The organism is Celeribacter naphthalenivorans, assembly GCF_020524585.1.
GTDB lineage: Bacteria > Pseudomonadota > Alphaproteobacteria > Rhodobacterales > Rhodobacteraceae > Celeribacter > Celeribacter naphthalenivorans.
Genome location: NZ_JAIVLK010000002.1, coordinates 211844 through 224596, shown reverse-complemented (window position 1 = coordinate 224596; position 12753 = coordinate 211844). Strand labels below are relative to the sequence as shown.

The following is a 12753-nucleotide window of genomic DNA, read 5'->3' as shown; positions in this document are numbered from 1 at the left end:
ATATTAGACATTTACGGGCGCACGGCTGCGCCCCAGGGAAACCGCCCCACCTTGATGGTCTTGACCGGTTTGCGAGAAGCCACGTCGATCACCGTGACATCGCCACTCACCCCGTTGGTGGTGAAGAGCTGGCTGTAATCCGGCGAAAACGCCATGTGCCAGACCCGACGCCCGACGAGGATATAATCCTCGACCGCAAGCGTCTCGGTGTTGACAACAGCGACATGGTTCGACGGCCCCAGCGCCACGAAAGCGGTCTTGTGATCCGGCGTCAGCTCGAAGCCGACGGGTTGGATCAGATCGGGATGAACGCCCTGAATTTCAAAGTGAATCTTGCCGGCCTCGCTTTGATCCACCGTGTCAAACACCGTGATCGTGCCGCCGATCTCTGACGACACCCAAAGCTCGCTGCCGTCCTTTACAAACTCCGCATGACGGGGCCGCGCATCGACCAGCGTGTTGGCGTAAATCTCATGCGTTTCCGTGTTGATCCAATGCGCCATATTCGTCGTCTCCGACGTGGTGATCACCGTCTTGCCATCGGGCGAGACCGCCATACCTTCGGGCTCGATGCCGACGTTGATCTGGGCCACCACTTTGCGCGTCTCGACATCGACAACCGTGGTCACCGCGTCGTCCTCATTGGCGATCCAGAGGTGCCGATCATCGGGGTGCAGCACGAATTGTTCCGGGTCCTCGCCTGAGGGCAGATCGTGCAGAATCTCGCCCGTCTCCGGGTCCATCACCTGCACCGCATCGCTGTCGGACGCGCAGATATAGAGCCGTGTGAAATCGGAATTAAAGGTGATGCCGCGCGGGCGTTCGCCCACTTCAATCGTGCGCACGACCTCCAATGTGTCGATGTCGATCACCGAGAGCGTGTCGTCTTTTTCATTGCTGACCCAAATCTCGGAGGCGGTTGCGGGCAAAGCGAACGCAAGCGCCAAAAGGCTGGCAGACATCTTAGTTTTCAAAAGCATGGCAGTCACTTTCCATTTGATCCAATCCCAAAGTGTCGAGCGGATTTCGGGCATGTTCGAACCCGTCCGGCGGGGCGGAGGCCACCTGCGCCTGGGCGTTCACCACCGGGATCGGTTGCCGCATCTGGCCGTTCCAGGTGCGAAAACTCAAAGGCCTGCCCTGAAAGGCCGCCAGTTCAAATCCGTCTGACAAAATATAGTCGCGCAGCACGTCGGGCTCCGCCGATCCGGTCCGCGTCACCGCCTCGCCAATCACCCGCACGGCGGCCCAGGCGGCGTAATCCTCCGCCGTCATATCGCGCTGGGTCAGGTCTTCGAACCGGCTTTGCAACTGCGCCGCGCCCCATTGTTCGACGACGGGCGCCCAGGCCTCCGCCACCAACCCCACGGCACCCGCGACCGGGCGCGGCTCCCATGTGTTGTGTTCGATGTAGCGGGCGAAATCGTCATGCGCGTCGGCGACCAGCACCACGTCATGCGCTTTGAAATCCTGCGTGAACAGAGGCACTTCGCGGGAGGCAGCACGTCGCAGATCGGTGTCAAAAGACCACTTCGCCTCCGAGACAATCTTGAGGCCGAATTTCCGCGCCGCATCGCGATAGCTTTGCGCCAAAGCCGCGTCTTCCGCGCTTGGCCCCTCGATCAGCGCCAGTTTGGTCCAGCGTTTTTCCATCAAAACCTGCATCAAGGCGTCCGCCTCTATGCCAAGCTCCGGCACGGTGTGAAACAGGTTGGCGCGGCAGTCTGCACCCCGAAGCGCCGGGGCCTTTTCCGAGACGTTGAAGACCAAAGCGGCCTGCGCCGCAGGCAGGTCCACCACCTGCAACAGAGCCCCCGCCGCCATGTCGAGCAGCACGAGATCATGCGTGCCGAACATCGCCTGCGCGGCGGCGATCACATCGCCATCGGGCGCAATGGACACCACATCCATCGTATACTGATGCCCCAGAAATCCGCCCGTCGTCTGATTGTCCTTGAGCGCCAGTTCCGCGCCGTCAATACCACGCGCAGGCGGGATCGGATCGAGCCCCGACAATACCGCACGCGGCGGGGTCTCCAAGCGCAGATAGCCGATTGAAATGTCAATCTGCTCTGCCCTGAGATCAGCAGGCATCACAGAGACACAGGCCATAAAACCTATGGCGCACCAAGTCCTTATCATCGTCGTCCTCCCTCCCAAAACCCTATGCGGCGCGGGGTCAGAGGCGAACCACGACCAAAGTCGCATGGTTGTTTCGACAGTGGCACCAAGGTCTAATGGCGCGCGCCTTCGCGGCAGAGATATTCATGGGAAAACGATGGGAGGACCCAATGAAAAATGCTGTGAAACGCACCGCCTTGCTCGCCGCACTCACGACCGCAATCGCAACCGTCGCCTTCGCCCATGGCGATGTGACCCCGCAGCCGGTGAACACCGACGCCCTGCCCGATGTGGGCGAAGAATGGCTGACCGAAAACCCCTACCGCGCGGAGGAGGCGGGCGAAGAGGTCTGGCTCAAGGCCATTGAAATCGGCTCGTCCGGCTACAACCAGAACTGCGCGCGCTGTCATGGCCTCGGCGTTGTGTCGGGCGGTCTGGCCCCCGATCTGCGCTATTTGGAGGCCGAGGAATATGGCGACGAATGGTTCGTGGAACGGTTCCAGCACGGCATGACCCAGAATGGAATCACCAAGATGCCTGCCTTTGGGGAGTTGCTCGGCCAAAAGGCCGCCTGGGCGATCCGCACCTATGTCGAAACCCGCCCCGACGATGGCGCATTGGACGATCACATGGCGCGTCTGACGGAAATTCGAGACCACCTTCTGGCTGGGGACGTCGAGAACCCGACCGCCGTGCAAGAAGAGCTTGCCAGCATCGCCGCGGATGTCGAAACCGGCTCCGGCGCGCCGGTCGCCGACAGTGTGGCATTTGAGGCCGCGCGCAACATGACCGACGATCCCGCGACGTGGAAACACACCGCCGATCTGTTGACGGTGGGCCTCTCTGCGGCGGAGTGAATCATGCGCCGTCACATCACATCGGGTCCTGTCGTGGCCCTGCTCGCCGGTCTCGCTTTCGCGGGGCCGGCTTTCGCGCGCTGTGAGGACTATGTCCCCGGCCCGAAACCGCAGAACACTTTTGCGCAGGATGTCGGCCGCGAGTTCGACCGCATCATCGATGAGGGCTGGATCGAGTTCGCCCTCTACGAAGACTTCCCGCCCTGGTCTTATGAAGAGGGTGGGAAGGCCAAAGGCATCGACGTCGAAATCGGTCGGATCATCGCCGAAGATCTCGGCGTCACGCCCCGATTTCGGCTGGTGCAGGCGGATGAGACCCTCGACGCGGATCTGCGCAACTACGTCTGGAAAGGCGCCACGGTGGGCGGGCGCGTCTCTGACGTGATGCTGCATGTACCCTATGACAGCGAGTTGACCTGTCGCATCGAACAGGTTGTTTTCACGGGACAATATGCGGGAGAGGCCTTGGCCATCGGCTATAATGAGGCCGACTATCCCGATGCCAAACCGACGCCTGCCTATTTTCGCTTCGACACGGTGGCGGTGGAAAACGACAGCCTGTCGGATTTCTATCTGACCTCTGTCGGGCGCGGTGCCATCGGGGATGCGATCCATCGCTACCGCTCTTCGGATGCGGCCGTCGCGGGCATGACCTCGGGCGAGACCATGGCCGTCATGGCGCCTTTGGCGGTGATCGAAGCAGGGCTGGAAGAGGGGTTCGGCGTCCATCAACCGCCCCTGCCCGGTCTGGTGCGCAACAGCTGGACGGTGGGCGTTGCCGTCAATCAGCAACATCGCGATCTGGGCTATGCGGTCGATTACGCGATTGAAAAAGCGCTGGCAGATGGGCGGATCGAAGCCATTTTTGTCGAACATGGCCTGAGTTTTTTGCCGCCCGAGCGGTGAGGATTACAGCGAGCTCAGATTGCCCGCGACATCCACAAGGTACACCCGAGACAGGCCGAGCTTTCGCTTGGCCGTCTCGATCTCGGGGCGCGGCATCAGGCAAAAGGCGGTCGAGGCCGCATCCGCCAGCGCCGCTTGGCCCGCGCCTTTTGCGAGTACGGTCACGGTCGACCACAGCGCTTTTCCACCTTTGGGGTGCAGGATATGCGTCTCGCTGCCCACCGTCATCGCGCTTGGGCTAGACGTCGCCATCGCCCCCGCGCTGAGGTGAACCGCGCCCAGACGCCCGGCGTCTGGGTCCTCAAAGCCCAACCGAAATGGCCCGCCCAAAGCGGCAAATTCCCCCATGTTGATCAGGGCGTCTCCATAGCCGCGCGCAGCTAAAAGCGCGGCGATCCGGTCCGTGGCATAGCCCTGCGCGATGCCGTTGAAACTGAGCTTTTGCCCCGCAACCAGCTTGACATAATCGGCTTCAAGCGTGACCCGATCCAGACCGATCAAATCGCGGGCGGCTGTCACATCCCCGCCCTGTGCAAGAGCCTCCCAGAGCGGCTGGATTGTCAGATCGAACAGGCCGCCCGTCACAGCATGAACCCGGTGTGACAGCTCTAAAACCTCGCGCATTTCCGGTGATAGAGGCCCCTCCCGACGCGCATTCAAACGTGACAGATCGGAGGCCGGATCATAAAGTGAAAAGCGCCGTTCCAAGGCACGGATTTCAGCGATCACCGCTTGTAAATCCGCCTCAACCAGCCCGTGCGGTCCACGCAATTCCACGGAAACCTCGGCCCCAAAGGCATAGCCTGTCCAACGCCCCGTCGCAGCCCCTGCGGGCGCCGCCAAAGCACAGGCGGACAGGGTCAGAAACCGGCGTCGAGACAGCCTCATGCCGCAATCTCCTGTGATTTGTCACGACGTTTTGCCGCCAAGACCAGCGGCACACATTGGGTCGGGTCGTCGTAAATTTTAACGCAGTCAAGACATTGGAAACATTCATCATATTGGATATCTCCTGTCTTCTTGATCGCCCCGTAGCGACATTTCACACGGCACAGCTGACAGGGGCTTCCGCAGTCCTCGCGCCGCGCGATCCAGTCGCGGCCCCGCAAGAGGCCGCCGATCGCCATGACCGCCCCCAAGGGGCAGACATAGCGGCAGAAGCCTTTGAAAAAGACGAGGCTGGTGGCCAAGAGGAACACCGCGTAGGCGACATAGATCCACTCTCGCCTGAAATAGACTGTGATCGCGGTTTTGAACGGCTCGATCTCGGCGGCCTTTTCGGCGTGATCCGGGGCCGCGAAGGCCACCACGATCAGCCCCGCCAGCGCGACGTATTTCCCTTTCTTCAAACGTCGATCCCAGAGCGGCGTCGCCTCGCGTTGCCGCAGCCCCAAGGCCTTGCCGAGATGATGCAGCACCTCTTGCATCGCGCCGAACGGACAAAGCCAACCGCAAAACAGCCCCCGCCCCCAGAGCACGAACCCAAGGAGACTCACCGCCCAGATCATCAGCGAAAACGGGTCATACAGAAGCACCGACAGGCTGCCATCCCCCACGGCGGCGCGCAGCACGGCGAGCACCGTCACGATGGACAATTGCCCCTGCCCCCACCAACCGATGAAGCCGATCACGACGCAGAGGATGCCAAGCCGCAGCGCGGTGAAATGACGAAGGGCGGCGAAGCGATGCATCAAGGGGCCGACGAGCACCAAAAGCGTGGTCAGGAACAGCGCGAGAGCGATCAGATCGGCCTTGCGATTGAACGCCGCTTCGAGCCAGCCGGGCAGCGGTTTGTGGACCTCGGGCACGCTATAAAACCGCTCCGGCGCTTTGTAAGTCAGCTCGAAATGCGTGTCGCCGATCTCTGGCTGGAACATGCCATGTTCGCGCACGGCCTGAACCCGCAGCACCCACTCCGAGATCGGATCAAACCCCAACCGCCGGTCGGCGCGCAGGATCATCGCGGTTTCAGGCTCCGGCACATCAGGCGCCAGTTCGACCCAGATGTCGGCATCGCGCAGCGCGACGGGAAAGCCGCCCTGCTCCGCCGAGAGCCGATCCGGCGCGGTGTTGCGCACGAAGTCCTCCGACACCAACCCGTGCCGCCCGGCATCCATGACCAACAGAGGCTCGGCCTCGGGAGAAACCTCGAGAAACCGCTGCACCTCATCGAAAGTACCCGGAGACAGGACCGCCCGCGCGACCGAGGGCGCACCGATGTCGATGAGCCAGAGATCGAGATAGCGGCCCTCCGGGTCGGCCTGTGCCTCCGGATCGTCATTGGCCCAAATCGTGCCGGCAAAACCGGCGTCGAGCTCGGCGTTGGTGACGGAGAGGTGCTGCGCGATGCCTTGGTCCACGAGATCGGCCCATGTCAGCGCCTCCTCAATGTCGGGATTGGGGCGCGCGGGCGTGCTTGTTGCCAGCCCCTGCATCTTGTCGCGGGCCACGATCAGCGTGGCGGCGAGGATGCTTTCATGCGCAATCCGCACGCTGGCGGTCGCCTTCGTGACCCCGTCGAGATAGACCAGATCGGAGCCGCCACCGCCCGCGCCATAGGGCACACCGACGACGAGGCTTTGGGTGATCGAGAGGCCCGGATATTGCGCCAGAAACTCGCGAAACGGCGCTTCGCCAAGGCCCGAGACAAAGACCGGTTCATATTGCGACAACAAGCGCACATCAATGAAGACACCAGATTTATCCAAAAGAACCAAGGCGTTGATTGGCTTTCCTGAGAATCCGGGTAAAGGCGCCAGCGGGCCGGTTTCCAACACATAGCCCACCTCGGCCCCGCCGGAATTCAAAAGCTGATAGACCCCTCGGTCGTCAATTTCCTTCCCCAACGCATAGGGCGGGACAATCAGCTCCGCGATCTCGTCGCGCGGCAGAGGCTCTGGCCCGGCGGCCACGACCGTCAGGGGAAAAAAGGTGAGCACGATCCAAATCAGCGCCCGCAGTGAGACAAGAAGAGAGACAATGAGCCTGCGCATGTGATCACGCTAACAACACCCGTGCGCGCGGCGAATACGACCAAAGTCCAGCACGCCCTGCGACCCGCCCCGCGCTACAGTCAATTCGGGAGGACGTCATGCAAAACCCGCGGATCACGTCAGTGAGATATACGGCCCTGTCCCTGGGCGGGCTGGTCGCGCTCTGGGCCTTTGCGGCTTGGCTCAAAGCCGACCCGGAGATATTGCCGTCGCCCTTGGCGGTCATGGTGGTTTTGGCCGATCTGATCGCCAAAGGCATGCTCTGGCCGCAGATGCAGGCCACGCTGACACGGGTGATCCTGTCCTTCACGGCGGCCATGGTGCTTGGCACCGCACTTGGGATTTTGCTCGGCCTGTCGCCGCGTCTCAACCGCCTGTTTGACCCTTGGGTGACGGTGTTTTTGAACCTGCCGGCGCTGGTGGTGATCGTGCTTTGCTATCTCTGGATCGGCCTCAATGAGGTGGCCGCAATCACCGCCGTCACGCTCAACAAATTGGCGCAGGTGACGGTGACGCTGCGCGACGGCACAGCCGCGCGGGACCGGCGGCTCGATGAGATGGCATATAGCTACGACATGCCCCGCGCGCGCTATTTGCGCCATGTCGTTCTGCCGCAGCTTGCGCCCTATCTGGCGATTGCGGGTCGCAACGGTTTGGCGATGATCTGGAAGATCGTGCTTGTCGTGGAATTTCTAGGCCGTTCCAATGGGATAGGCTTTAAAATTCACCTACATTTTCAGAACTTTCAAACCGCTCATGTGCTGGCCTATGCACTCAGTTTCGTGGCCGTCATGCTGGTGATCGAGGTCGCGGTGATCCAGCCGTGGGAACGCGCCGCCGGGCGCTGGCGGGGCCCTGCGGCGGCGGGCAAAGGCGGCCTCACGGCTCGGACTGCGGCGCCATGACAAAGCGCTCAAGGTCCTGTGGCGCTATGGGTTTGTAGAGGATTTTGACGCCCGCCCCCGCGCTGTGCTGTACCACCTCGGGCGAGCGGTTCGCGGTCACCAGACGCGCCGGAATAGCGCCGTAAAGTCCCCGCATCTGGCGGATCACCTCGATGCCGTCGATGCCCTCGCCAAGCTGGTAATCGACCAGCATGAGATCGGGCACCACATCCAGCTCGGCCACCAGCGACAGCGCCTCTTCGCCGCTTTCCACCGCCACCACTGCAAGCCCCCATTTTTCGAGCAAAAGCGTCATGGCGCGGCGCACATCGGCGTCGTTTTCGACCAAAAGCGCGATCAGCCCAAAGGCCTGATCCGGGACCGTGGGCGCGGATTGAAAACTGGCCAGATTTTGCGCCGCCACATGGCGGGTCACGGCGAGATCGATGCCGAACACCGTGCCTTTGCCCAGCACACTGTGCAGATGGATCGGATGACCCAGCTGCGCGCAGGCCCGGTCCACGATGGCAAGCCCGAGCCCCATGCCGACAGAGGCCGAAGCGGAGGTGCCAAGCCGATGAAATTCCTGAAAAATCGCCTGTTGCGAGGCTTCTGGAATACCGGGTCCGGTGTCGCGCACCTCAAGACGCACACGCCCGTTCGGCTTGTGCCGCGCGCCCACCAACACCCGACCCTCCTCGGTGTAGCGGATCGCGTTGGACATCAGGTTCTGCAAAATCCGCCGCAAATACGTCGGATCGCTTTCGACGATCTTATCCGTGCGCAAAACACGCAAGTCGATGCCCTTGGCGCGCGCGGCGGGCAGGTATTCTTCGCGCAATTGCATCAGCATCGGCGCCAAGGGCACCGGCATGATGTCGAGCGCAGACCGCCCGGCCTCCAGTTTCGAAATATCAAGCAGCGCAGAGAGGATGTTTTCGACACTCGCCAGCGCATTTTGCGCCTTGGCCAGCGTTTCCTGCGCCAGCGGGCTGGTCACATCGTCCTCGGCGGAGGCCACGAACAGCTTGGCGGCGGAGAGGGGCTGCAAAAGGTCGTGACTTGCGGCGGCGACAAAGCGCGAGCGCGCGGCATTGGCGCGCTCTGCCCGGCCCAGCGCGTCCTCGAGATCAAGCGTCCGGCTCATCACCCGCGCCTCCAGCGTCTCGTTGGCCTGCGTCAGCTCGTCCATCGCTTTGCGTTCAGCGGTGACATCCATCACCGACATCACGAACCCACCATCCGGCAGATCCTCGGCGGAGACCACCAGCACGCGGTTGTCGACATGTTTGAGTTCAAAACTGATCGGCACACGCGGGGCCTGTCCGTAGACCCAGGTGAGCAAGGCCTCGGGCGTCATCCCGTCGCTCAGGGTCAAAGCCGTTTCGGCCCGCTGATACATGGTGTCGAACCGCGCGCCGATCCGCATGAAGGACATCGGCAAGCCCATCAGATAGCCAAGACGTTGGTTAAAGCCCGCGAGCCGCGCGTCCTTGTCAAAGATGCACACCCCCAGAGAGACATGCTCCAAAGTGGCGCGGATCATCTGGGCCTGATCGTCCAGCATCCGCCCGCGGGTCTCGCGTTCGGTCATCACCAGATCGGAGACATCGGTCTGCAAGATCACCGTGCCATCGTCAGGCGTGCGCTGTTCGGAAATCTGGATCCAGCGGTCGCCATCCACGTGAATGTTGAACACCACATGCCGGTCCCGGTGCCGTTCGACACGACGTTCGGCCCAGGCGTAGGCGGTGTCCGTTTCGGTCAGATCGAGATGTTTGGACTTGCCGACCAATTCGGCATAATCCGCAAAGCCGATCCCCTCGTGAAGGGCTTCGCGCACATCCGGCAGGAAACTCGCAAAGCGCGAGTTATACATCACCAGCACATCGTCTGAATCGAACAGGGCAAAGCCGTCCTGCACCGTCTCGATGGCATTGGCGAGGTTGCGCCGCGCGGTGTCGAGATCGCGGTTCGCCTCGGCCAGCCGCGCGTTGGAGACATTGAGCAGATCGAGCGCATATTCCAGATCGACGGTGCGCTGCCGGACCTGTTCCTCGAACATGGCGGCGCGCTGAAACTGGGCATAGGCGGCGCTATGTTCATTCGAGCGCTGTTCCGTCTGGCTCATCAGCACATCGACGATTTTCAACAGCTTTTCACGCGACCGCTCCGGGGTGTCGGCGGGGTTCAGGACAAAATCAGAGGGCCGGTTCATCTGGGCGCCCCCTCTGCGGATGTGGCACCGGAACAGGCCGTCAATTCGCCCTCGCTCATCTCTGTGCCCGGCGGATAGATCGCCACCCCGGTGAAGGTCTGGTTGACATGGATCGCGCCGATCTGTTCGCCATAGGTGGAAAATCCGCGCACCTTATGTTTGCGCAACAGCGCGGACACTTCGGTTTTCTTCTGGGTTTGCTCCGCCTCGATCCGACGAAAGATGCAATCGAAGGCCAAAACCATCTCCGGTGCCGCAGGTCGTGACAGGGTTTCGAGCGTATCGGTCAGATGGCCCACCATGTCCTTGGGTTCCGCCAAAGTCAGCACCAAGCCCTGATCAATCGCGGCAAAAAACGACATATCGCCCTTGGGGTCCGCCGATTTGATCGCACGCACATGATGTTTGCCGCCGACCTGCACCACCACGGGGTTCGCGGCGAAGACCTGATCGTTCAACGCCGCCGGGTCCTGACCGATCAGGCGCGCATATTCCACCGCGGCGGGTTCGGCGTTGATCTCATTGACGACACGCGAGTCCGGTTCTGCCTCGGTCACGACCATACGCTTTTCGGTGACCTGAAAATGATCGCAGGAAAACACCCGCACCGGGCAATGGGTGCGGAAAAACGTCAGCATCGCGGCGTTTTCGGTGATCTGGCGCCCGTTGAGTAGAAAGGTTTCCTTGAACCGCACCCCGTCCCCCGCCGAGCCACCGAACAAAGGCACAGGCCCTAACCCAGAGGCTAAGGCGGCGGTCAACGCGTCTTCACGCTCCGAGAGCCCATCGACCAAAAGCATCGCGAATTCATGTTCGAAATGCGGGTAGCGTTGCGCCAGAATTTGCCGCGCGCGGATCAAGCCGCTCATCAGGTCCTGCGACAGACAGGACTTAAGCTCGGGCACAAGGATCGTCTCCACCCCGAAATGTTCGACCGGAAAGCCGACCGCGAGGATTTTGTCCTCGTCATAGCCTTCGGCGGTCAATTCGCCCGCCGTCGAACAGCCCATCACCCGCCCCCAAGGCACCTCCGCCTTGATCTGACGCGCCAGAGCCACGCGGTCCACACTGGGCGCGATGAACATCAGGACGATGGAAAACGGACCCTTGCCGAGCTTTTGCACCAGCTTGCGGATGGCGTCGGGGTCCTGCGCCTCGACCTCGGCCGAGCGCACGATGGGCGCGCCCTCGCCAAAGCTCGGCCCAAAGCCCGCGCCAAACCCCGCACCGAAAGCTGCGTTCTGATGTCTCATGATGTCCTCCCTCAAATGAGGGTGACGCAAACTCAGGTGTCAGGCAAGAGGCTGTTGAAGTTGGCTTCCTGCGCGATGAGCACCGCCTGAGTGCGGCTTTGCACCCCAAGCTTGCGCATGATCGCGGTCACATGCGCCTTGACGGTGGTCTCGGCGATGGAGAGCTCATAGGCGATTTGCTTGTTCATCTGCCCCTCGCAGATCAACTGCAAAATCCGCGCCTGTTGTTTCGTCAGATGCGACAGGCGAATGAGCGCCTCCTCGCCGGAACTCAGCGGCATATTGGCGTCGCTCTCGGAATAGGCCCCTTCGGGGGCGTAAATCTCGCCATTGGCGATATGCTCGAAGGCCTTGCGAAACACATCGCGCGGCGAATGTTTCGGCACGAACCCCGCCGCCCCCACACGAATGGCCGAACGCACCACGCGCGGCTCCGCCATCGACGACACGATCACCACCGGCGTGCGCGGGCAAAGCTTGACCAGCCGCACGAGACCATCAAGCCCGTTGACGTCCGGCAAGTTCAGATCGAGCAGGATCACATCGGGCTCAAGCCCGCCGTCCAGCACCGACAAAGCCTCCTCCAGCGCGCCTGCGGTCTGCACCCGCTCGATGCCAAGCCCCGCCTTCAAGGTCATCGACAAGGCATCGCAAAACAGCGGGTGGTCGTCGATAATCAAAGCATTTTGCAAGGCACCTTCGACGCGAATGGAGGGTTTGTCGTTCATCGGAAAACCATTTCTCACCTGTTTCTACCTCAGCCTAACAGAGACAAAACTTCTCTGACATTGGCGAAAAGTCTATATTTTATTGCAGGGTTTTTTATTTCCGCGCGCAGAACACCGCGGCTCCACAACCGGAAAAACCCCACACAACCCACTGTAAAACAATACATTTTCACCACCGAACCAGACCCGCTCCGGCAGGCGAATTTCCCGGCCCGATGGGACCGGTTGCGGCGCCGATTGTCCCCCTCACAGGGTTGAGACGAATGACACAGCGGCCTGAGCGCCAGCCTGACAAGATAGGATCGTCACCACCTATAGAAAGATCCGCAAATGACCGACAAAGACCGAGACTTCGATACGTTCATGTCCGACACGCTCGTCGCATTGGCCGACGCCAATCCCGGCATCACCGCCGTTCTGCAAACTTCGGCAAGCCGCTGGAGTGTTGGGTTCGAGACCGAAGAACAGATCGACCTGGAACTCTTCGAGATCGGCCAGCGCGTGATGCTTTCCACCACCGTGCCCGCCACGGGAGACGAAACGCTGGAACGCGCCAAGGACGGGCTGTTGGCCTACAACCTCATGTGGCGTGAAAGCGGCAATATCCGCACCGCCCTTGCCGGGACCGAGATTTTCCTGATCACCGATCTGCCGGTTGCGACCATCGACAGCGACAGCCTGAACATCGGCCTCGATGCGCTGCGACTGGCGCGGGCGCAATGGGCCCGTTTTCTGACGCAAAACGCCGCCGCCCCTGTCGATTTCACCGCCGATCACATTTTGCGCGCATAAG

The 12753-nt window shown here is 61.5% G+C and carries 11 protein-coding genes; 4 read left to right on the top strand and 7 right to left on the bottom strand.

Annotation, left to right across the window (positions count from 1 at the left end; translation table 11 throughout):
• Positions 1–11 precede the first annotated feature (11 nt).
• Together LC094_RS04685 and LC094_RS04680 are read right to left on the bottom strand one after the other, a co-directional pair.
• The gene (locus LC094_RS04685; protein WP_226550591.1) at positions 12–980 is read right to left on the bottom strand and encodes a YVTN family beta-propeller repeat protein; all 969 of its coding nucleotides are present in this window, start codon (positions 978–980) and stop codon (positions 12–14) included.
• Entirely contained in the window at positions 964–2094 is a 1131-nt protein-coding gene (locus LC094_RS04680; protein ID WP_226550590.1) for an ABC transporter substrate-binding protein, read from the bottom strand. The genes LC094_RS04685 and LC094_RS04680 overlap by 17 nt, the downstream gene beginning before the upstream one ends.
• Before the next feature lie 197 nt (positions 2095–2291).
• Between LC094_RS04680 and pedF the strand changes: the two genes are divergently transcribed.
• Together pedF and LC094_RS04670 are read left to right on the top strand one after the other, a co-directional pair.
• Positions 2292–2978 carry a cytochrome c-550 PedF gene (pedF, locus tag LC094_RS04675; RefSeq protein WP_226550589.1) on the top strand — a complete coding sequence of 229 codons (687 nt, stop codon included), beginning with the start codon at positions 2292–2294 and terminating at the stop codon, positions 2976–2978.
• A 3-nt stretch (positions 2979–2981) separates the two neighbouring features.
• Positions 2982–3884 (top strand): substrate-binding periplasmic protein, encoded by a 903-nt coding sequence (locus tag LC094_RS04670; RefSeq protein WP_226550588.1) that lies wholly within the window; start codon positions 2982–2984, stop codon positions 3882–3884.
• Between the two features lie 3 nt (positions 3885–3887).
• On the opposite strand, the gene LC094_RS04665 is transcribed toward LC094_RS04670, so the two are convergent.
• The gene (locus LC094_RS04665; protein WP_226550587.1) at positions 3888–4772 is read right to left on the bottom strand and encodes an FAD:protein FMN transferase; all 885 of its coding nucleotides are present in this window, start codon (positions 4770–4772) and stop codon (positions 3888–3890) included.
• On the bottom strand, positions 4769–6877 hold the full coding sequence (locus tag LC094_RS04660) for a 4Fe-4S binding protein (protein WP_226550586.1): 2109 nt from the start codon (positions 6875–6877) through the stop codon (positions 4769–4771). Before LC094_RS04660 ends, LC094_RS04665 begins: the two co-directional genes overlap by 4 nt.
• Before the next feature lie 122 nt (positions 6878–6999).
• Between LC094_RS04660 and LC094_RS04655 the strand changes: the two genes are divergently transcribed.
• A complete protein-coding gene (locus tag LC094_RS04655; RefSeq protein WP_319003275.1) occupies positions 7000–7782 on the top strand; it encodes an ABC transporter permease in 783 nt (260 codons plus the stop codon).
• Here the strand turns inward: LC094_RS04655 and LC094_RS04650 are convergent.
• From LC094_RS04650 to LC094_RS04640, 3 genes are read right to left on the bottom strand one after another with little or no spacing between them, the layout of a single operon-like run.
• Positions 7757–9979 (bottom strand): hybrid sensor histidine kinase/response regulator, encoded by a 2223-nt coding sequence (locus LC094_RS04650; RefSeq protein WP_226550584.1) that lies wholly within the window; start codon positions 9977–9979, stop codon positions 7757–7759. The two genes, LC094_RS04655 and LC094_RS04650, sit on opposite strands and share 26 nt — an antisense overlap.
• Positions 9976–11232 carry an FIST N-terminal domain-containing protein gene (locus tag LC094_RS04645; RefSeq protein ID WP_226550582.1) on the bottom strand — a complete coding sequence of 419 codons (1257 nt, stop codon included), beginning with the start codon at positions 11230–11232 and terminating at the stop codon, positions 9976–9978. The genes LC094_RS04650 and LC094_RS04645 overlap by 4 nt, the downstream gene beginning before the upstream one ends.
• Before the next feature lie 32 nt (positions 11233–11264).
• A complete protein-coding gene (locus LC094_RS04640; RefSeq protein WP_226550581.1) occupies positions 11265–11960 on the bottom strand; it encodes a response regulator transcription factor in 696 nt (231 codons plus the stop codon).
• 330 nt (positions 11961–12290) lie between these two features.
• On the opposite strand from LC094_RS04640, the gene LC094_RS04635 reads away from it, so the two are divergent.
• On the top strand, positions 12291–12752 hold the full coding sequence (locus LC094_RS04635; RefSeq protein WP_226550580.1) for a type III secretion system chaperone: 462 nt from the start codon (positions 12291–12293) through the stop codon (positions 12750–12752).
• Position 12753 lies beyond the last annotated feature (1 nt).

Bases quoted from the DNA above. Each gene is read 5' to 3' on its own strand.
- LC094_RS04640 (WP_226550581.1), bottom strand. From the start codon at position 11,960: ATGAACGACAAACCCTCCATTCGCGTCGAAGGTGCCTTGCAAAATGCT.
- LC094_RS04685 (WP_226550591.1), bottom strand. From the start codon at position 980: ATGCTTTTGAAAACTAAGATGTCTGCCAGCCTTTTGGCGCTTGCGTTC.
- LC094_RS04680 (WP_226550590.1), bottom strand. From the start codon at position 2,094: ATGCCTGCTGATCTCAGGGCAGAGCAGATTGACATTTCAATCGGCTAT.
- LC094_RS04660 (WP_226550586.1), bottom strand. From the start codon at position 6,877: ATGCGCAGGCTCATTGTCTCTCTTCTTGTCTCACTGCGGGCGCTGATT.
- LC094_RS04635 (WP_226550580.1), top strand. From the start codon at position 12,291: ATGACCGACAAAGACCGAGACTTCGATACGTTCATGTCCGACACGCTC.
- LC094_RS04670 (WP_226550588.1), top strand. From the start codon at position 2,982: ATGCGCCGTCACATCACATCGGGTCCTGTCGTGGCCCTGCTCGCCGGT.
- LC094_RS04650 (WP_226550584.1), bottom strand. From the start codon at position 9,979: ATGAACCGGCCCTCTGATTTTGTCCTGAACCCCGCCGACACCCCGGAG.
- pedF (WP_226550589.1), top strand. From the start codon at position 2,292: ATGAAAAATGCTGTGAAACGCACCGCCTTGCTCGCCGCACTCACGACC.
- LC094_RS04665 (WP_226550587.1), bottom strand. From the start codon at position 4,772: ATGAGGCTGTCTCGACGCCGGTTTCTGACCCTGTCCGCCTGTGCTTTG.
- LC094_RS04645 (WP_226550582.1), bottom strand. From the start codon at position 11,232: ATGAGACATCAGAACGCAGCTTTCGGTGCGGGGTTTGGCGCGGGCTTT.